Origin of the sequence: Pseudomonas sp. BIGb0278 (assembly GCF_024809895.1) — a bacterium.
Lineage (GTDB): Bacteria > Pseudomonadota > Gammaproteobacteria > Pseudomonadales > Pseudomonadaceae > Aquipseudomonas > Aquipseudomonas shirazensis.
Genome location: NZ_JANUEL010000004.1, coordinates 63,936 through 82,752, shown reverse-complemented (window position 1 = coordinate 82,752; position 18,817 = coordinate 63,936). Strand labels below are relative to the sequence as shown.

16 protein-coding genes are annotated in these 18,817 nt (G+C 65.0%); 6 read left to right on the top strand and 10 right to left on the bottom strand.

The genetic code is table 11. The features are described from left to right. The first annotated feature begins 148 nt into the window (after nt 1-148). Both M2396_RS15775 and M2396_RS15770 read left to right on the top strand, forming a co-directional pair. The gene (locus M2396_RS15775) at nt 149-613 is read left to right on the top strand and encodes a multidrug transporter (protein ID WP_101322052.1); all 465 of its coding nucleotides are present in this window, start codon (nt 149-151) and stop codon (nt 611-613) included. Between the two features lie 59 nt (nt 614-672). Beyond that, on the top strand, nt 673-1,497 hold the full coding sequence (locus M2396_RS15770) for an SDR family oxidoreductase (RefSeq protein WP_103438516.1): 825 nt from the start codon (nt 673-675) through the stop codon (nt 1,495-1,497). Here M2396_RS15770 and M2396_RS15765 read toward each other — a convergent pair. From M2396_RS15765 to M2396_RS15750, 4 genes are all read right to left on the bottom strand, one after another. Beyond that, nucleotides 1,483-2,949 (bottom strand): efflux transporter outer membrane subunit, encoded by a 1,467-nt coding sequence (locus tag M2396_RS15765; RefSeq protein WP_259075914.1) that lies wholly within the window; start codon nt 2,947-2,949, stop codon nt 1,483-1,485. The two genes, M2396_RS15770 and M2396_RS15765, sit on opposite strands and share 15 nt — an antisense overlap. Continuing rightward, nucleotides 2,946-4,007 (bottom strand): HlyD family secretion protein, encoded by a 1,062-nt coding sequence (locus tag M2396_RS15760; protein WP_259075912.1) that lies wholly within the window; start codon nt 4,005-4,007, stop codon nt 2,946-2,948. The genes M2396_RS15765 and M2396_RS15760 overlap by 4 nt, the downstream gene beginning before the upstream one ends. 27 nt (nt 4,008-4,034) lie before the next feature. Beyond that, a complete protein-coding gene (locus tag M2396_RS15755) occupies nt 4,035-5,555 on the bottom strand; it encodes an MFS transporter (protein WP_150570665.1) in 1,521 nt (506 codons plus the stop codon). A gap of 121 nt (nt 5,556-5,676) precedes the next feature. Next, nucleotides 5,677-6,585 (bottom strand): LysR family transcriptional regulator, encoded by a 909-nt coding sequence (locus tag M2396_RS15750; RefSeq protein WP_220632524.1) that lies wholly within the window; start codon nt 6,583-6,585, stop codon nt 5,677-5,679. A gap of 153 nt (nt 6,586-6,738) precedes the next feature. Here M2396_RS15750 and M2396_RS15745 point away from each other — a divergent pair, with 153 nt between their 5' ends. Continuing rightward, entirely contained in the window at nt 6,739-7,188 is a 450-nt protein-coding gene (locus tag M2396_RS15745) for a universal stress protein (protein ID WP_101322058.1), read from the top strand. A gap of 172 nt (nt 7,189-7,360) precedes the next feature. Here the strand turns inward: M2396_RS15745 and M2396_RS15740 are convergent, their stop codons facing one another. From M2396_RS15740 to M2396_RS15725, 4 genes are read right to left on the bottom strand one after another with little or no spacing between them, the layout of a single operon-like run. Beyond that, nucleotides 7,361-8,221: an HlyD family secretion protein gene (locus M2396_RS15740; protein WP_259075910.1), complete on the bottom strand. Its 861-nt coding sequence runs from the start codon at nt 8,219-8,221 to the stop codon at nt 7,361-7,363. 10 nt (nt 8,222-8,231) lie between these two features. Further along, nucleotides 8,232-8,432: a DUF1656 domain-containing protein gene (locus M2396_RS15735; RefSeq protein ID WP_101322060.1), complete on the bottom strand. Its 201-nt coding sequence runs from the start codon at nt 8,430-8,432 to the stop codon at nt 8,232-8,234. Continuing rightward, nucleotides 8,422-10,584, bottom strand: coding sequence for an FUSC family protein (locus M2396_RS15730; protein WP_259075909.1), 2,163 nt, complete (start codon nt 10,582-10,584; stop codon nt 8,422-8,424). Before M2396_RS15730 ends, M2396_RS15735 begins: the two co-directional genes overlap by 11 nt. Then, on the bottom strand, nt 10,581-12,107 hold the full coding sequence (locus tag M2396_RS15725) for an efflux transporter outer membrane subunit (protein WP_259075908.1): 1,527 nt from the start codon (nt 12,105-12,107) through the stop codon (nt 10,581-10,583). The genes M2396_RS15730 and M2396_RS15725 overlap by 4 nt, the downstream gene beginning before the upstream one ends. A 177-nt stretch (nt 12,108-12,284) precedes the next feature. On the opposite strand from M2396_RS15725, the gene M2396_RS15720 reads away from it, so the two are divergent. Both M2396_RS15720 and M2396_RS15715 read left to right on the top strand, forming a co-directional pair. After that, a complete protein-coding gene (locus M2396_RS15720) occupies nt 12,285-13,232 on the top strand; it encodes a LysR family transcriptional regulator (RefSeq protein ID WP_101322063.1) in 948 nt (315 codons plus the stop codon). Nucleotides 13,233-13,349: 117 nt separating this feature from the next. Further along, the gene (locus tag M2396_RS15715) at nt 13,350-14,324 is read left to right on the top strand and encodes a D-glycerate dehydrogenase (protein ID WP_101322064.1); all 975 of its coding nucleotides are present in this window, start codon (nt 13,350-13,352) and stop codon (nt 14,322-14,324) included. A gap of 121 nt (nt 14,325-14,445) precedes the next feature. On the opposite strand, the gene M2396_RS15710 is transcribed toward M2396_RS15715, so the two are convergent. Then, nucleotides 14,446-15,348, bottom strand: coding sequence for a DMT family transporter (locus M2396_RS15710; protein ID WP_181089702.1), 903 nt, complete (start codon nt 15,346-15,348; stop codon nt 14,446-14,448). A gap of 144 nt (nt 15,349-15,492) precedes the next feature. Between M2396_RS15710 and M2396_RS15705 the strand changes: the two genes are divergently transcribed. Further along, the gene (locus tag M2396_RS15705; RefSeq protein WP_259075905.1) at nt 15,493-16,368 is read left to right on the top strand and encodes a helix-turn-helix domain-containing protein; all 876 of its coding nucleotides are present in this window, start codon (nt 15,493-15,495) and stop codon (nt 16,366-16,368) included. On the opposite strand, the gene M2396_RS15700 is transcribed toward M2396_RS15705, so the two are convergent. After that, on the bottom strand, nt 16,365-18,767 hold the full coding sequence (locus M2396_RS15700; RefSeq protein ID WP_259075903.1) for a TonB-dependent receptor: 2,403 nt from the start codon (nt 18,765-18,767) through the stop codon (nt 16,365-16,367). The two genes, M2396_RS15705 and M2396_RS15700, sit on opposite strands and share 4 nt — an antisense overlap. Nucleotides 18,768-18,817: the final 50 nt, after the last annotated feature.

The following is an 18,817-nucleotide window of genomic DNA, read 5'->3' as shown; positions in this document are numbered from 1 at the left end:
GCTGAAAATGCGGGGCCGCTACGCAGCCCTTTCGCGACACAAGGCCGCTCCTACACGCGACCGCGTCGTCCATGTCGCACCGTTTTCACCCCCACCACTATTTCAGCTAGGATGTGCCAAACCCGCACACCCAAGGCTTGCCCTTCCCATGATCATCGGCGCCCTGCTCATCCTGACCTGGCTGGTCCTGCTCATTCGCTACCCGGCCAAGGCCCTGCCGATTTCCCTGGCTGCTGTACTCGGCCTCGGTTTGATCGCCCTCTGGGTTGCCTGGCAGGACACCCGCGAATCCAACCAGCTGGCCCGCCTCGACCTGCGCCTGCAATATGCCCCTGAACTGTGCCCAGCCGACCGCAGCCTGCGCGTGAGCATGAAAAACGCCAACAGCGTGCCGCTCACCGAACTGCGCTGGCAGGTCGGCGCCTACGCCCCCGGCGACACGGTCAACCTCGCCGAAAACACCTACAGCACGCCGCGCTATCGCGGCCCCGGCGACCTGCAGCCAGGCGCCGAGTGGAACGACTGCCTGCCACTGCCGCCGTTGCGCTCCGGCTACCGCGCGCAAACCCTGGAGTTTCGTGCCGAACGCCTGCAGGGCTCGTTTGCCAACTAGCCGCAGGCTGATTTGTCTGGGGTATGATCGAGCACCTTGCACAGCCCACAGGCCCCGCCATGCCCACAGTCCTGATCACCGGTTGCTCCAGCGGCATCGGCCGCGCCCTTGCCGATGCCTTTCGTGATGCCGGTCATGAGGTCTGGGCCACCGCGCGCAAGCCCGAAGCCGTTGCCCAACTGGCTGCAGCGGGCTTTACCGCGCGACAGTTGGACGTCAATGACAGCGCCGAGCTGACACGCCTCACAGATGAGCTGCAAGCCAGCCATGGCGGCCTCGATATCCTCATCAACAATGCCGGCTACGGCGCCATGGGCCCTGTGCTCGATGGCGGTGTCGATGGGTTGCGCGAGCAATTCGAAACCAACGTGTTCGCGCTGGTTGGGGTCACTCGCACGCTGTTCCCGCTGCTGCGGCGTAATCGCGGCCTGGTCATTAACATCGGTAGCGTCTCTGGCGTGCTGGTGACGCCATTCGCCGGTACTTATTGCGCGTCCAAGGCCGCTGTGCACGCGCTGAACACCGCGCTGCGCCTGGAGCTGGCGCCGTTTGGCATTCGCGTGATGGAAGTCCAGCCCGGCGCCATCGCTTCGCAATTTGCCAGCAACGCCCAGCAGCAGGCTGAACACCTGATAGCGGCGGATTCACCGTGGTGGCCGCTGCGCGAGCACATCCGCGCGCGAGCGCGCGCCTCGCAGGACAAGCCAACGCCAACCGCCGAGTTCGCCCAAGGCGTGCTGGCGGCAGCGGGCAAGTCACCGGTGCCGGCCCTGGTGCGGCTGGGCAACGGCAGCCGGGCGCTGCCACTGTTGGCGTGGCTGCTGCCGCGACGTTTGCTCGACAGCATCCTGCGCAAGCGCTTTGGCCTGTTACGACCGCTCTGACAGCCAAGCCTTCGGCGGCGCCTCGGCGAACGCTTGCCAGCCGCCACCGAGCGCCTTGTACAAGCCGACCATCGCCTGCGAGACGGCCGCCGAGCTGTCGATCCACTGCTCTTCGCTGGCCAGCAGCGCCGTCTGCACCGTGAGCACGTTGAGAAAGTCCACCGCGCCTTCCACGTACTGCTGCTGAGCGGTGTCCAGGGCGATGCGGTTTTCGCGCACGGCCTCGGCCAGGTGATCGCGACGCAGCTGGCTGGCGTTGTACAGGCGCAGCACATCGTCGATCTCATGCCAGGCGCCGAGCACCACCTTGCGATAGTTCAGCGCGGCCTCCTGCTGCTGCGCTTCACGCAACTGCAGCGTGCCCTTGAGCCGGCCACCTTCAAAGATCGGCAGCGACAGTTGCGGGCCAAAAGCAAACCGTCGTGAGTCCCAGCCGCCAAAGTCCGCCAATTGCAGGGCCTGCATACCGACGTTGCCCGACAGCCGAATACGCGGATAGAAGTCCGCCTTGGCCACGCCGATGCTGGCAGTTGCCGCATGCAGGCGCGCTTCGGCCTGGCGAATATCCGGGCGGCGCTCGGCCAACTCCGACGGCAAGCCAACCGCAAAGCGCTGCTGCGGCACCGGCAGTTCGCCCGGCGCCAGCAGCTCGGCCTGCAAACTGCGCGGTGGCTCGGCGGCGAGCAGGCTGAGGGCATTGATCAGGTCGTCACGCCTCGCTTGCAAGGTAGGTAAACGCGCTTCGATCGAGGCAACCTGAGCGCTGGCCTGGGCGACATCCAGGCGCGTCGCGACGCCCTCGGCCTGACGGTCGCGGGACAGTTGCAGGCTGTGCCGGGCGACCTTGAGATTGTTTTCGGTCACCTCCAGCGTTTGCTGCACGGCACGCAACTGGATGTAATCGCCGGCGGTCTCTGCGAGCAGCGCCAGCAACACGCCGCGGCGGTCCTCCTCGGCAACCGCCACGCTCGCATCGGCAGCTTCCACCTGACGACGCACCCGGCCCCACAGATCCAGCTCCCAGCCCGCAATCAGATCGCCCTGCCAAAGGTTGTAGGCCGATTTGCCGGCATTGCCTGACGGGTCATTCAGACCCTCGGCACTGTTGCGCGCGCGACTGTAGCCGGCATCCAGACCTATCGAAGGCGTCTCGTCAGCTGCAATCGTGCTGCGCAGCGCGCGGCTTTGCAGCAGGCGCGCACTGGCAATCTGCAGATCGAGGTTGTTGGCGGCAACGCGCTGGATCAGCGCGCTCAGCCTGGCATCGTGAAAACTCTCCCACCAACGCACTTGCAGTGGTTCGGCCAAGGGCTGGCTGGCGGCGGCCTCACCTTGCACCGGCGCCCATTGCTGTGGAGCCTGGCTGGCCGGGCGCTGAAAATCTGGGCCCAGGCTGCAACCGGCCAATGCGACAGCGAGCAGCAACGGGCTGAAGCGGACAAGTGCACTCATCGCGTGCTCACCTGCTGGCTGTCGAGCGAATCGCCCTGTGTGTCGATAGTGACCACCACCGACATGCCCACGCGCAGGCGCGACAGCAACGGCTGGCCATCATCGAAAACGATCTTCACCGGTATCCGCTGCACAACTTTGGTGAAGTTGCCGGTGGCGTTGTCGGGTTTGACTGCGGCAAAGGTCACGCCGGTGGCAGGGGCGATGCTCTGCACATGGCCTTTGAGGGTCACGTCGGAATAGGTATCGACGCTGACGCTGACCGGCTGCCCCGGTTGCACATGGGTCAGCTGGGTTTCCTGGAAGTTACCGACCACGTAGGCCTGCTCCAGCGGCACCACCGACAGTAGTCGCGCGCCGGGGGTGACATAGGCGCCAACCCGCAGGGCGCGCTCGCCGACCATGCCCGCTACCGGCGCAGTAATGCGGGTGTGCGACAGGTCCAACTGGGCCTTGTCGACACCGGCTTCAGCGCGCTTGAGCTGGCCATCGGCGCTGGCGACCTGAGCCGTGAGAATATCCACCTGCTTGCGCGTCGCTACCAATGCGGCCTGGCTGTTGGCTTGCTGCGCCCGCGCCTGATCGACCCGGCTGCGCGCTTGTTGCGCGTTCTGCACGGTGCCCGCGCCCTGCTCGGCCAGGCGGCCGTAGCGTTTGACCTCCTGTTCGGCAAACGCCGCCTGCGCCTGAGCCGCCTTGAACGCGGCCTCGGCCTGGGCGATCAGCGCAGCCTGGCGTTCGAGGGTGGCGCGCGCATCGGCGCTCTGCGCCTGGGCCACCAGCACCTGTGCCTGCGCGGCGGCCAACGCCGCCTCATAGTCGCGGGCATCGATGGTGGCCAGCAGCTGACCAGCCTGGACCTGCTGGTTGTCTTCGACCAGCACCTCCTGGATAAACCCGGCAACCTTGGGCGCCACCACGGTGTAGTCCGCGCTGACATAGGCATCGTTGGTCTGCTGCCGGTGATCACTGCCCAGCAGCCACGGCCCAACCAGTGCAGCCAGCACAGCCACGGCCAGCACCGAGCCGATGACGATAGTCTTGCGATTGTTGCTCATGTTCAGTGTTCTCGAATTCAGTCGGGTTCAGGCCACCGCGCGGGGTGGGTAGACCCGGGTGGGCGCAAAAGGAATCAGGCAAATCAGGATCACGGCGACGCAGGCCAGCAGCAGGTAGAGGTCGGCCGAGGTCAGCACCAGCGCCTGCTGGTGCACGCGCTGAGCCAGCCCGGCTGTGCGGTCATCAAGCAGCGGTGCATTGCCCAGGCTGTCCACTAGGTGATTGGAATGAAAGTGCCGGCGCAGCGTGCCGACGGCTTCCAGCAGGCCCGCAGCGATCACTGCGGCAAGGCCTTTGACGGTGTTGAACCAGGCCGAAGCGAACGGCCCTTCCTGCGGCGACATGCCGTTGGTGGACAGCATCAGCAACGGCAGCACGGCCATTGGTTGGCCGAACACCTGCAACAGGTAAAAGCCGTAGAAATCATTGCGAATCCACTGCGAGGTCAACTGGCTGCTGCCCACACAAGACAGCGCCAGCATGCCCAGGCCCAGCGCCAGCACCCAGCGGCAATCCACCGCGCGGATGTTGCATAGCGCGGCCGTCAACGGCAGCGCGATCAGTTGCGGCATCGCCACCAGCAGCATCAGCGGGCTGGACTGCGCCGGCCGGTAGCCCTGAATCTGCGCCAGGTATGCCGAAGGGATCGAGCCCAGCCCGGACAACACAATCAGCACCCCGGCGAGGGTCAGCAGGGCAAAACTCAGGTTGCGCCGCGAGAGCATGCGCAACTGAAAGAACGGCACCGGCTCGGACCACTCGTTGTACATGAACAGCAGCAACAGCAGCAGGCCGCCGCCGAGCAGCCAACAGATCAGCGGCGAGTCCAGCCAGCCCCAGCGGTCGCCCAGCGACAACCCAAGGACGATGCAGCTCAGTGCAGGCAAGCCCAACAGCACGCCGCGCCAGTTGAACTGCTTGAAGCGCTCCAGCCGCAGCGGGTCCTGCGGCAGGCCCCAGGCCACACAGGCCATGGCCAGCAGCGACGGCAGGATGATCTGCCAGAACGCCCATTGCCAGCCGACGTATTCGGTCCACAGGCCCGCCAGAGGCGTGCCGAGATTGGGTCCGAAGGTGGCGGTCAGGGCATAGCAGGCCAGGCCATAGACTTTGATTCCCGGTGGCAGAAAGCGCAGCGCCACGCTCATCAGCATCGGCGGCAAGGCGCCTGCGGCCAAGCCCTGAACGATCCGCAGCAGCATCAGGCTGTGCAGGTTCGGCGCGTAGGGTTGCAGCAGGCCCAGCACGGCAAACACGGCTATTGCGCAAAGGGTGAAGCGACGCAGGGAAAAGGTCGTCGCCAGCCACGGCGAAAAGGCCATCGCCGACACCGACGCAGCCGCATACACCGCCAGCAACCAGGCGCCCTCGTCGGCACCGATGCCCATCGCGCCGCGAATGTCGTTCAAGGAAATCTTGGTGACCGCCTCGTTCAACCCGGCGCAGAGCACAGCCAGCAGCACACCGAACAGCCCGACCACCACGCGCAGGCCAAATGCGGCCTGAGCGGGGGCGGTAGCCGCAGGGGTGGCGGAAAGCGAGGTCATATCAGGGAAATCTCCAGCAACAAATTGCACTGGAGGCATTTTAAAAAGATCGAATGCTTACGAAAACTGACTTATCGCCAGCTTTAAAGTGCGTCAGACGCAATCCGCTTGTGTCTCGAGTTCAAGGTTCAAGCCCGCAACAGGCCTTCAAGGTCTGGCGCAGCCAACGGTGCGCTGGGTCGCTATCAAAGCGCGGGTGCCAGGCCTGCATGACATTGACCCGCTCCAGCGCCAGCGGGATCTCGAACGAGCGCAGCGGCAGGCCGAGCTTGCTGACACTGCTGAGAATATTCGCCGGCATCGGCAGGATCAGGTCCGAATCGGGCAGAGAAAACAACGCCGAGTGGAAGCTCGGGGTGATCAGCGCTACCCGCCGCTGCACCTTGCAGTGGGCCAGTTCGACATCGATCGGCCCGTTGGCGCGCCCCCGGCGCGATACGCTGATCTGTGGATAACTGGCAAAGCTCTGCGCGGTCACCGGCTCGGCGAAGATCGGATGGTCCTGCCGCGCCAGGCCGATATAGAACGTCTGAAACAGGCTCTGGATCTTGATCTCCGGGCCCAGATCGACAGTCGAGCTGATGATCAGGTCGGTGCGCCCGTCACGCAGCACACTGTCGTCGTCCCCGCCTGGGCTTTCCGGGATGAAGCGCAGCACCGTGCGCGGCGCCTGCTCATGCATCATGCGCAGCAACTGCGCGCCGTACAGGGCAATGAACAGGTCATTGGTGCGGATGTTGAAGGCGCGGTCGAGGCTGGCCAGATCGACCGTATCGGCACTGCGAAAGACCTGCCCGGCCTGCTCCACCAGCACGCTGACCTGCTCGCGCAGGGCGAGCGCCCGTGGCGTCGGCACCAGGCCACGACCGGCGCGGACCAGAATCGGGTCACCGAGCGCATCGCGAATTCGCCCCAAGGTCCGGCTCATCGCCGCCGGGCTCAGGTTCATCCGCTGCGCAGCACCGACCACACTGCCCTCATCAAGCAAGGCATCAAGGGCAACCAGCAGGTTCATGTCCGGGAGTTGCATGGCCGGTTTCCGTGACTGTTGTGGGAATGTGCATGTTAACAGCTCGCACGATTGCGCCAGACGCAACGACGCCGTGCGTGCGGGGCCATTTATCCACAGCTGGCGCTCAGCTCAGAATGGCCTGTCGGCCACATCGCCTCGCGAGGACCCCCTATGCTCCGCTCTGTACTGATCGCCATCGACGCATCCCCTGCCACCAGCAACCTGCTGGCCCTGGCGCAGCGCTTCTGCCGCCCCGATCTGCACCAGTTGCATGTGCTGCTGGCGATCGACTCGACCTTCGCCGTGCACGAGCAACCCGCGCCCTTCACCCAGGCTGAGCGCGAGGAATACCCAGCTGCCTGCGAAGAGCAGCAACACGCAGAGGCCGCCATCGCCGCCGCGGTACAGACCTTGCGCGCTGCCGGCTTTGCAACCGACGGCAGCCTGCGCGCCGACCAACCGGTAGACGCCATCGTCGCTCAAGCCCAGGCGCTGGACTGCGAACTGATCGTCATGGGCCACCGCCACCTGTCACGGCTGGGCCGGCTGCTGGATCCATCGATCAGCGCCAAGGTGCTGGATCGGGTCGAGATACCGGTGTTGGTGGGGGTGACGGATTAGAAGCTTGCGTCTGGTTCGAGTACGCCGGGGGCGCTGCGCACCCCTTTCGCGACACAAGGCCGCTCCTACGGGGACCGCGTGAGTTGATCGTGCGCGGTCACTTGTAGGAGCGGCCTTGTGTCGCGAAAGGGCCGCGAAGCGGCTCCAGCAGTAATGGCCACTATCGCGTTCGCTACTTTCCACCTGGCCTCACCACCACCGTACAGGTCGTCCCCGCAGCCAGCAGAAACCCCTCCGGCACTGCATCGATATGAATCCGCACCGGCACGCGCTGGGCCAGACGTACCCAGTTGAAGGTCGGGTTGACATCGGCGATCAGCTCACGGCTTTGTGGGTTGTCGCGGTCGTAGATGCCGCGGGCGATGCTCTCGACATGGCCGCTGAGGCGCTCGCCACTCATCATTTGCAACTCGGCCTGATCGCCGACACGCACGTGCGGCAGCTTGGTCTCTTCAAAAAAGCCGTAGACCCAGAACGAGTGCTCGTCGACCACCGCCATCACCGGCTCACCGGTGCGCGCATAGTCGCCGCGGTGGACGTTGAGGTTGGTCACGTAGCCATCGACGGTGGCAAGAATGCGCGTGCGTTTCAGGTCCAGCTCGGCGGCGGCCAGCTGCGCAAGGGCCTGCTGGTAATCGGCCTGGGCCGAGTTGGCGATGTTGCTGGCGTCGTCACGGTTTTCCTTGGAAATAACCAGGTTGTCGAGATCGGCCCGGCGCTTGGCGTTGACCTTGCGCATCTCCCAGGTGGCCTTGCGTGAAGCCACCAGCGCCTTGGCCTGGTCGACCGCAACCTGGTAATGCTCGGCGTCGATCTGGATCAGCACATCGCCCTTCTTGACCCGCTGGTTATCGCGCACCGGCACATCGGTGACGTAGCCCGGCACATCGGCGGCGACATTGATGATGTCGGCGCGCACGCGGCCGTCGCGGGTCCACGGGGTAGTCATGTAGTGCAGCCACAGCTGGCGGCCGATGGCCACGGCTGCGACCAGCACCAGCAGGGTAGCGATCAGGCTGAAGAACTTTTTCATCGAGGGGTTCTCACCAGTAGACAGTCAGCGCCAGCGCGCCAAAGAGGCAGATGAACAGGCACAGGCGCAGCAGCGCCGGGTGCCAGAAGAAGCGGTAGCCGTCATGGCTGGCGATAAACCGGTCGAGGCCCCAGGCCAGTCCTGCGGCAAGCAGAAACAACAAGGTCATGGTCGGCATGTACACACCATGGAAGGCAATTTCACGGGGCATGCGGCAGTCCTTGCGCCAGTGGCGATTGCGGGTCGAGCAGCGAGCTGCGGATGAAGTGCAGGTAGCTCTGCGCACGGCGCAGCAGCGAGGTGTCGAAGTGCCGGGCGAACGGCTCGTCGGTGGTCTGCACGCGGCTGATGGCGTGGTCGACGGCGACCAGCGCGCGTTCGTGGTTGCTGGCGCTGGGCTGCAGGAACAACCGCGCCAGGGCACGGCCCATGACTCGGATCGCCTGGCGCCACGGCTGCGATTCGGCGTAGGCCGGGTGCACGGGTGCGTTGTGCTGCTCCTTGCGCAGCTCGATCACGGCGTGGCCGATTTCCAGCACGACGAACATCCAGCGCATCAGCTGGCTCTGCACCTGCGGCTTGCCGGCAGCCAGGCCGTAGGCTTGATGGAGCAGGTCGCGAGTGCGGCTGTCGAAGGCCGAACCGAGCCCGCGCAGGCGCCCACCGATGGCGAACAGCACCTGCTCGCGCAAGTCCTGCTCCAGCCGGCTCCATAACCAGCGGCTGTTCGGCGGCAGGATGATGGCCCCGGCGGCGGCGCAGACCAGCATGCCCAGGAGCATGCCGATGTAGTCGTTGATGAAGGTGTACGGGTTGTACACAGTCAGGTTGTTCGGCACCGAGCCGATCGCGAAGAACACCAGCAGGCCGATCCCATAACCGGCATAGGCTGGTCGCGACGAGAGAAACGCGCCAAGCACGAACACCGGCGCCAGCACCATGCACAGCAGCGGGAAACCGTCGATCCAGGGGAACACGAAAAAGGTTTCGAAAAAGCCAATGAAGGCCCCGAGCAAAGTGCCGCAGGCCATCTGGAACGACATGCGTTTGGGGTTTGGCGAAGCCGCCGATAGACCGGCGGTGACGGTCGCGATCAGGGTCATCATCGCCCCGCTCGGCCAGTCGCTGAGCAGCCAATAGCTGCCGAGCAAGAGCAGTACCGCCGAGGCGCGCAGGCCCGCCGCCAGCGACACCAGCCAGTTGGTCCGCGACACGTACGGTTCGTCCCACTGCTCGCGCTGGTGGCGGTGCGCCGACAGTGAGGCGTGGGTCTGGGCATAGCTGAACATCTCGTCGACCAGGCGATAGAGCAGCTCAAAGGCCGTATGAAAATCGAGCAGCTCGGCTTCGCTGGGATGGGTTTGCAGATACTCGCTGCGCAGGCCGCGCACCTGGGCTTGCAGGCCATCTTTGTAGGCGGCCAGTTCGAGGGTCAGGCGCAATGCGTCGGCTTCGGTCAGGGCCCGGCCCACGTAGGGTTCGAGCAGCTCGACGAGGGTTTCCAGGCCCGGCTCGATGGCGCCGACAATCTGCAAAGGGCCGCGCGCGCGCAGCCGTTCGAGCAATTGATAGAGGGCATTGAAGCGGGTGCTGACGGCCATGAACTCGCTGTTCATGCGCACCAGTCGGCCGCTGCGACGGCGCATGTGCGGGTCTTCGAAGGCGGTGACGTTGCGCAGGCTCTCCAGGCCCACCGCCTCGGCGATGAAGCGCACATTGCTGGCCTCGAAACGGTCGCGCTGAGTGTTGCCGCGCAGCGCCTCGACCACCACCCCGGCAAACACGCCAAAGCGCTGATACAAGGCGTTGCGCATGGCGGCGCTGGCCGACTGCGGCAGGATCGCCGCGCTGACCAGGGTCGACACGAGGATGCCCAGGGAGATTTCCAGCACCCGCCACACCGCCGCCATAAAGGCTTGATCGGGGTGCTCCAGTACCGGCAGGCCGATCATCGCTGCGGTGTAGCCGGCCAGCACGAAGCCATAGGCACGGAAGGTGCGATAGCGCATGGCCCCGGCCGAGCACAGGCCGACCCACAGCGCCAGGCTTGGCAAGAACAGCTCACTGTTCTGCGGGAAGATCGCAATCAACGCGACCATCATCGCCGAGCCCGCCAAGGTGCCTAACACACGGTAAAAGCTCTTGGCGAAGACATGCCCACTCTGCGGCTGCATGACGATGAACACGGTGATCATCGCCGTGCGCGGCTGCGGCAGTTCCAGGCGCATGGCCAGCCACAGGGTAATGAACGCCGCCACCAGCACCTTGAAGATGTACACCCAGGTCACCCCGTCGGTGCGCGCCCAGGCAAAGAAGCCGCGGCGCCATTCCAGGCTGTGCAGCCAGTTCCAGAGCAGGCTCATCGGCGGTCGCCAAGACGATCGACTATGGCCAGGCTGGCCGGCGGTTTCGGCGCGGCCTGTTGCGCTGGCGCGGGCACGTCGTCCCCGGCCTGCAAGCCGCCGCCCAGCGCCGTGACCAGCTCGGCGTGAGCAGTCAGGCGCGCGGCCTGTACCTGCTGCTGAATCTGCTGCTGGCGAAACAGCAAGGTCTGCGCATTGAGCACGTTGACGTAGTCGGTAAGGCCGCGCTGGAAGGCCACCAGGGCGATGTCGTAGGTCTTCTGCGCGGCGGCCACCGACTGCTCGGCGAAGTGCGCCTGCTCGTGCATCGACTCACGACGGATCAACTGGTCGGAGATGCCTTTCAACGCGCCGACCACCGTCTGGTTGTAGCGCGCCACCGCCACGTCATAACCGGCCGAAGCCACCCCCAGCTGTGCCCGCAGGCGGCCGCCATCGAACACCGGCAGGCTGATCGCCGGGCCGACGTTGTAGTTGAACTTGCGCCCGCTGAGAAACGCCAGCGCACCACCACCGGTGGCCATGAACCCCAGGCTGCCGACCAGATCGACATTGGGCATGAAGCTGGCGTGGACGACTTCGATACCGCGCGCCTGAGCCGCCACCTGCCACCGCCTGGCGACTACATCCGGGCGCTGGCCGACCAGTTCGGCGGGCAGTGTCGAGGGCAATTGCAGCGGCGCGGCGAGGGCCAGAGTCGGCCGCTGCAACTGCGCGCCCTCGCCCGGGCCTTTGCCTGCCAACGCTGCCAGCTGGTTACGCGCCAGGGCAATCGCCTCGTTGACTGCATCCAGCTGGCGGTGGGTTTCGGGCAGCGGCGCCTCGGCCTGGCTGACTTCGAAGTGGGTCCCGATGCCGCCGTCAAGGCGACGCCTGGCCAGGACCACGAGCTGCTCCTGCTGCTCAAGCTCGGCCTGGACGATGTCGCGCTGAGCAAAGTACAAGGCAAACTGGATGTAGACCTTGACCAGGTTGTTTTCCAGCTCGAGCTGGGCCTGCCGCGCTTCGGCCACGTTCATGTGCGCGAGGTCGAGCGCCTGCTCGCTGGCACTGCGCTCACCGCCCCACAGGTCGAGCGCGTAGCTCAAACCAAGGCCAGCGTTGTTGTCCCAGGTGTTGGCACCCGACAGCGCACCGGGGCCGTAGAACTGGTCCTCCGGCCAATTATGCCGTTTCAGGTTTGCCTGACCATTGCCCTGCAGCTGCTCGGCCGCTTCGCTGACACCGGCCAGCGCCCGCGCTTCGCGGACCCGCGCGGCGGCCATGGCCAGGCTTGGGCTGTCGGCTATGGCCAGTTCCAGCCAGCGATCCAGCTGGCGATCGCCGTAGGCCTGCCACCACTGCTGGCGCGGCCAGTGGGCGTCCGTGGCGGCCTCGGCGATGGCGTGGTCAGTGAGCAGGGTGTTGGCTTGCAGCGTCTGGGTTTGCGGGGCGATGCCCCAGGTTCCGATACAGCCCGACAAGGTCAGGCTCAGGGCACAGGCACTGAGCGCATTCAGCGCTCCGATGATGCGACGCGGCACAGCTGCGATTTCCCGAGAAGTGGATGAGGCCGGGCAATTCTAGGGGGCCGCCGGACTGGCGATAAGCGCATAATCCTGCGAATCTTTGTTACCAAAACAGCGATAATCCGCCTTTGGTCGAAGCAACGAATTCGTAACTTCATGTCACAATTTCGGCCTCTATTTTGAGAGTGACCCATGGACACCCTGCAAAACATGCGTGCGTTCAGCTGCGTGGCCCAGCTGGGCAGCTTCACCGCCGCCGCTGTGCAACTGGATACCACCACCGCCAACGTGTCACGAGCGGTCTCCAACCTGGAAGCCCATCTGCAAACCCGCCTGCTCAACCGGACCACCCGGCGCATTGCCCTGACCGAAGCGGGCAAGCGCTACCTGATGCGCTGCGAGCAGATCCTTACCTACGTCGAGGAAGCCGAAGCCGAAGCCAGCGACGCCCATGCGCGGCCCGGCGGGCAGTTGAAGGTGCACTCGATGACTGGCGTCGGCCAGCACTTCGTGGTCGATGCCATCGCTCGCTATCGCGAAACCCACCCGGACGTGACCTTTGACCTGACCATGGCCAACCGCGTCCCGGACCTGCTCGACGAGGGTTACGACGTGTCGATCGTGCTCGCCAGCGAGCTGCCCGACTCCGGCTTCGTCTCGCAGCGGCTGGGCATCACCTACAGCATCGTCTGTGCCTCGCCGGAATACGTCGCCCGCCACGGCATGGCGCACAAGCCGGCCGATCTGCTCAAGCACGCCTGCCTGCGCATGGTCAGCCCGGTCATTCCGCTGGAAAAATGGCTGTTCGACGGGCCTGAGGGCCAGGAGCTGGTCAACATCAACAGCTCGCCGTTTCAGGTCAACTCAGCCGATGCGATGAAGACCGCGATCCGCTCGGGTATGGGTGTGGGCGTGCTGCCGATCTACTCGGCCATCGATGGCCTGCGCGATGGCAGCCTGGTGCGGGTGATGCCGGACTACCGCCTGCAGGAGCTGAACCTGTACGCGATCTACCCGTCCCGGCAATATTTGGATGCCAAGATCAAGACCTGGGTCGAGTACTTGCGCAACTCGCTGCCGGAGATCCTCGCCGCCCATGAAGCCGACCTGAAAACCCACGAGCTGCTGGTTGCCCACTGAAAAAGCTGCTGCATTGGGGCCGGGACCAATGGTAGGTTGCTATGCATTGTTCTGGCGCCAGCCTCGACCTACGCGGTCGAGGCCGGCATACCCGTAGCGCCTTGCAGAGAGTTGCCGATGAAAAAGACCGTCCTGGCCTTCAGCCGCATTACCCCGGCCATGGCCGAGCGCCTGCAGCACGACTTCAACGTGATCGTGCCCAACCCCAAATTGGGTGACATCAGCGCCCAGTTCAACGAAGCACTGCCAGAGGCGCACGGCCTGATCGGCGCCGGGCGCAAGCTCGGCCGCGCGCAACTGGAAGGCGCGGCCAAGCTGGAAGTGGTATCGAGCGTATCGGTCGGCTACGACAACTACGACGTCGACTACTTCAACGAGCGCGGCATCGCCCTGACCAACACCCCCGACGTGCTCACCGAAAGCACCGCCGACCTCGGCTTCTCGCTGATCATGGGCTGCGCCCGACGCACCGCCGAGCTGGATGCCTGGACCAAGGCCGGCAATTGGAAGGCCACGGTCGGCCCGGAGCGCTTCGGCACTGACGTTCACGGCAAGACCCTCGGTATCATCGGCATGGGCAATATCGGCGCGGCGATTGCCCGGCGTGGCCGCTTCGGTTTCAACATGTCGATCGTGTATGCCGGCAACAGCCGCAAGCAGGCACTGGAACAAGAGCTCGGCGCGCAGTACCGCAGCCTCGAGCAACTGCTGGCCGAAGCCGACTTCGTCTGCGTGGTGGTGCCGTTGTCGGAGGCTACGCGCAAGCTGATCGGCGCCCGCGAGCTGCAACTGATGAAGCCCAGCGCGTTCCTGATCAACATCGCCCGCGGGCCGGTGGTGGATGAGGCGGCGCTGATTGAGGCGCTGCAGGCCGGGACCATTCGTGGCGCGGGCCTGGACGTCTACGAGCATGAGCCGCTGGCTGAGTCGCCGTTGTTCCAGCTGCCCAACGCGCTGACCTTGCCGCACATCGGCTCGGCCACCGCCGAAACCCGCGAGGCGATGGCCAACCGCGCGCTGGACAACCTACGCGCAGCGCTGCTTGGTGAGCGGCCGCGGGATTTGGTCAATCCGCAGGTTTGGAAGCACTGATCACTACCGTTGGGGGCCGCTTCGCGCCCCTTTCGCGACACAAGGCCGCTCCTACAGGGACCCGTGTAGGAGCGGCCTTGTGTCGCGAAAGGGCCGCAAAGCGGCCCCGGCGATCTAAAGGCTACGGCGCCACCGCTACAGCTTCGGGCCGCTTGACCTTGGGCTTGCGAAAAACCAGTACGTTGCCTGCCATCACCGCCACCAGGCCCAACAACGCTGGCGTGGTCCATTGGTAGCCTTCGGCAAACGCCGACACGTTCAGCGCTACCAGCGGGAACAGCACCGTGCTGTACGCGGCCCGCTCCGGGCCTATGCGCCCAACCAGGGTCAGGTACGCGGTAAAAGCGATCACCGAACCCGGTATCACCAGGTACAGCAGCGAGCCGATGTAACGGCTGTTCCACTCCATGTCGAACGGAATCCCGCGCAGCACGCAGTACATTCCCAGCATCCCGGCACCGTAGAGCATGCCCCAGGCGTTGGTGGTCAATGGCCGCAGCCCGGCTTTCTGCTGCATGCTCGAGAGCATGTTGCCTGCCGAAAAACACAACGTGCCAAGCAAGGCCAGGCCGATCCCGTACAAGGTTTCGCGGCTGGCGCCGTGGCTACTCAGTTCTGGCGAAAACAGCAGCCCCAGCCCGAGCAGGCCCAGTGCACCGCCGGCCAGCACGTTGCTGGCGATGCGCTGGCCGAAGAATATCCGCGCATTCAGCGCATTCCACAGGGTTGCCGTGGAGAACACCACCGCCAGCAGGCCGCTGGCGATCCATTGACTGGCGGTCAAAAAGCACATGAAGTTGACACAGAACAGGCACAAGCCCTGCGCCAGGCAGATCAGATGCCCGCGCCGGTTCATCGGTTGCAGGCGACGGGTGAGCACCAGGATGACGAACAGCAGCAGCCCGGCCAGGGCGAAGCGGTAGACGATCGATACCGGGATGGCGACCACCCCCAACTGCAGTTTCAGGGCGATCCAGGTGGTCCCCCATATGAGTACGGTCAGCAGGTACAGCGACAGGTTCATGGCGGGACTCTCTGGCAAGGCATGACGATGCAGGCAGTGTCCGGCTCGGCTGCTCGCGGCGCTTGCACAAACTTGCGCTTTTGCGTCGCCAGCGGCTGCCATCCGCGCGCCAGCGCAGTAGGATGGCAATCAGAGGATTTCACCATGACCCCATTCAGCCAGTTGCAAGTCTTCAACGTCATGCATGCGGCGCCCAACGCACGCCTGGAGCACAGCGTGCAGCTGGCTGACGGCCTGTCGGCGGCGGTGTGGAGCAACCGCGACGACGCCCGCGATTATCAGGCGCCGAGCCACCACACGCTGTCGTGCTACATCAGCGACGGCACCGGCACCTTTCGCCGTCAGCGCCCTTCGGACAAGGGCGCCCCGAACAAGCTGTGCATCATGCCGGCTGGCTCCGAGTCGAACTGGGTAGTCAACGGCTCGATCCGCCTGGCCCACCTGTACATCAGCGAGGAACAGTTCGCCCTCGGCTGCATTCGCCTGCTCGACCGTGAACCGCGGGAAATGCAGCTGCGCGAAGCGACCTTCGTCGATGACCGCGAGCAGGCGCAGCGCTTTCGCCAGCTGATCGGCATGGCCTGGGACGAACCCGGCGAACGCCTGCTGGCGAGCAGCCTGGCGCATGCCATCGTCGACCATGCGGTGCTCAGCCAGGCCGGGCTGCGCCAGGGCTTACGCCTCAAGGGCGGCCTGGCGCCAAGTGTGCGCCGGCAACTGGCCGAGTACATCGAAGCGCACCTGGACCAGCCGCTCAGCCTCGGCGAGCTGGCACTGCGCTGCAACCTCTCCGAATACCACTTTGCGCGGATGTTTCGTGCAAGCTTCGGCCTGCCGCCGCATCAATACCTGCTGGCCCGCCGCCTGCAGCGTGCTTGCCAGATGTTGCGTTACGGCCAACAGCCCTTGCTGCAGATTGCCCTGCACTGCGGTTTTGCCAGCGCCAGCCACTTCAGCAACCGTTTCCGCCAGGCCTTTGCGGCGACGCCTGGCGAATACCGGGCAGCCTGGCGCGGTTAGAACTCCAGGGTGGTCGACAGGCTGACCTGGCGTGCATCGCCAACAGCAACGAAGTAACTATTCACTGCCGAGCTGTAATAGACCTTGTCGAACAGGTTCTTCACGTTCAGTTGCAGACGCACCTTGTGCTCGTCGAGCTGGGTTTCGTAGCTGGCGAAGGCATCGGCCACGGTGTAGGCCGGCAGGTCGAAGTCATTGGCCGCGTTGCCGGCACGCTCGCCGACATAGCGGGCGCCAGCGCCCAGGCGCAGGCGGTCGCCGCCGAACAGGCTGCCGTAATCATACACCGCCGACAGCGAGCCACTGTTGCGCGCCACGTTCTGCAAACGCTTGCCCTTGAGCTCTGGATCCTTGGTCACTTCGGCATCGGTGAAGGCATAGCTGCCGATCAGGCTCCAGCGCTCGCTGAGCTGGCCGCTGAGGTCCATCTCAAGCCCACGCGAGCGAACTTCACCGGCGTTGCTGTAGATGATCGTGCCAGTGTCGCTGGTGCCATTGGCGACCAGGACATTGCGCTTGGTGATGTCGAACAGGGCAATGTTGCCAGTGAGCTGCCCAGGCATGTCCAGCTTGGCCCCCAGCTCCCACGACTTGCCCTCCTCCGGAGCGATGCTGCCATCCAGCGTGAGGGTCTGGCCAGCGCCGACGCTGATCGGCGCGATGGTCGAGTTGGGCTTGAACGACTCGCTGTAGCTGGCATACAGCGACAACTGCTCATCGACCTTGTACACCACGCCAGCATTCGGCACCCAGGTCTGGCCATTGCTGTCGGTGTTGGCCTTGAACGGGCGGCCGCGGCCGGCGTACTGGTCGTACTGCTGGAAGCGCGCGCCGGCCACCAGAATCCAGTGCTCATCGAGGTGCAGCGCGTCCTGCACGAACAGCGAGTCGGTGCGCAGCTTGTCGGTCTGGTCGCTGTCGCTGGCGCGCACGTTGCTGCCTTCCACCTCCTGGCCATACACCGGGTTCTGGTAGCTGAAGGTCGAGCGGCTGGTCTGGCGGATCAGGTCGCCGCGAAACACCTTGCGGTCTTCGTGATCAAGGCCGAGCAGCAGGTCATTGCGCAGCCCGGCCAATTCGAGGTTGCCGTTCAGGCTGACGGTGGCGAATTGGTCGCGGCTCATCGCGCCGTGGGTGCCATCGATACTCCGGGTCAAGGTGCCACGCGCCTCGTTGACGCCGGTCACGCGGACCTGGCTGGCATCGTAGGTTTCGCGGTTGAAGCTGTAGCCGGCATGGACCTTCCAGTCGTCGCTGAGCTGGTGGTCCAGCTCGAGCCGGTACAGGTCGCTGCGCCCCTGCATGTCGTTGAACGGCTCATCAAGACGCCGGGTTGCCGGGATATTCAACGGGTGGCCATTGCTGCCGAAGGCGGTACCGCGGTCGAACGGATAGAGAAACTCGCGGTGCTCGTAGGCCAGCACCACTTGCGTATCCTCGCCCAACCAAGCCAGCGACGGCGCGACCATCGACTCGCGGTGCACGCCGTAGTTGCGCCAGTAGTCTTCGTCTTCGTGGTCGACGATCAGCCGGTACGCCAGCGGCGTGTCGCCCAGCGCGCCGGTACTGTCGAAGCCGCCGCCGCTGCCGTTCTTGCCGCTGCCGTAGGTCGAGCCGCGCAGGTTCAAGGCGTTGTACTGCTCAAGTTGCGGGCGCTTGCTGACCACGTTGATCACCCCGCCCGGGTCCTGGATGCCATACAACAACGAGGCCGGGCCCTTGAGTACTTCGACCCGCTCGGTGCTGGCATTGAGGCTGCGCCCCTGCACCAGCGGCATGCCGTCGCGCATGATCGAGCCGTCGCGGTTGTCGCCAAAACCGCGTTTCATCACCGTGTCCGCAGTGCCGCCGAAATTGTTGCCCTGGGTGATGCCGCTGACGTTGGCCAGGGCATCGTCCAGGTTGCGCGGCGCCTGGTCGCGGATGACCTGGGCCGGGACCACGTTGATGGTGTGGGGGATGTCCTGCACCGCGCCCTGGCCGCGCATGATCGAGGCGTTGGCGGGGGGTTGATAGCTGTACAGGTCGCTCTGCGAGTTGACGTTGATCGCTTGCAGGTTGAGCGCACCGGAAGTGTCCACCGGCTCCAGCGTAAGGGTGCGTGCATCGACGCGCCGCCAGCTCAGGCCGGCATTGCCCAGCAGTTGCTGCAAGGCCTGTTCGGCGCTGAGCGAACCGCTCAAGGCCGGGGCCAGCAGGTTGGGCAGTTCGACGGTATAGACCAGGCTCTGGCCGGTGGTGCGGCTAAAGGCGTTGAGTGCTGCCGGCAACGGCTGGCTGGGCTGGGCGAAGCTGTACAGCTGTGCTTGCGCCGCAGCACTGGCAGGCGGGGCAACGACGGCGCCGGACAGGCTGGCAAGACCCAGCCAGAGGGGAACGCAACGCGAGGTGAACTTCATGGACGCTGACCTGAAAGAGGGGTGATCGCATGCGAATGAATCGCTTTTCA

Bases quoted from the DNA above. Each gene is read 5' to 3' on its own strand.
- M2396_RS15750 (WP_220632524.1), bottom strand. From the start codon at position 6,585: ATGCAACTCCCGGACATGAACCTGCTGGTTGCCCTTGATGCCTTGCTT.
- M2396_RS15755 (WP_150570665.1), bottom strand. From the start codon at position 5,555: ATGACCTCGCTTTCCGCCACCCCTGCGGCTACCGCCCCCGCTCAGGCC.
- M2396_RS15700 (WP_259075903.1), bottom strand. From the start codon at position 18,767: ATGAAGTTCACCTCGCGTTGCGTTCCCCTCTGGCTGGGTCTTGCCAGC.
- M2396_RS15765 (WP_259075914.1), bottom strand. From the start codon at position 2,949: ATGAGTGCACTTGTCCGCTTCAGCCCGTTGCTGCTCGCTGTCGCATTG.
- M2396_RS15760 (WP_259075912.1), bottom strand. From the start codon at position 4,007: ATGAGCAACAATCGCAAGACTATCGTCATCGGCTCGGTGCTGGCCGTG.
- M2396_RS15735 (WP_101322060.1), bottom strand. From the start codon at position 8,432: ATGCCCCGTGAAATTGCCTTCCATGGTGTGTACATGCCGACCATGACC.
- M2396_RS15730 (WP_259075909.1), bottom strand. From the start codon at position 10,584: ATGAGCCTGCTCTGGAACTGGCTGCACAGCCTGGAATGGCGCCGCGGC.
- M2396_RS15745 (WP_101322058.1), top strand. From the start codon at position 6,739: ATGCTCCGCTCTGTACTGATCGCCATCGACGCATCCCCTGCCACCAGC.
- M2396_RS15720 (WP_101322063.1), top strand. From the start codon at position 12,285: ATGGACACCCTGCAAAACATGCGTGCGTTCAGCTGCGTGGCCCAGCTG.
- M2396_RS15770 (WP_103438516.1), top strand. From the start codon at position 673: ATGCCCACAGTCCTGATCACCGGTTGCTCCAGCGGCATCGGCCGCGCC.
- M2396_RS15705 (WP_259075905.1), top strand. From the start codon at position 15,493: ATGACCCCATTCAGCCAGTTGCAAGTCTTCAACGTCATGCATGCGGCG.
- M2396_RS15775 (WP_101322052.1), top strand. From the start codon at position 149: ATGATCATCGGCGCCCTGCTCATCCTGACCTGGCTGGTCCTGCTCATT.
- M2396_RS15715 (WP_101322064.1), top strand. From the start codon at position 13,350: ATGAAAAAGACCGTCCTGGCCTTCAGCCGCATTACCCCGGCCATGGCC.
- M2396_RS15710 (WP_181089702.1), bottom strand. From the start codon at position 15,348: ATGAACCTGTCGCTGTACCTGCTGACCGTACTCATATGGGGGACCACC.
- M2396_RS15740 (WP_259075910.1), bottom strand. From the start codon at position 8,221: ATGAAAAAGTTCTTCAGCCTGATCGCTACCCTGCTGGTGCTGGTCGCA.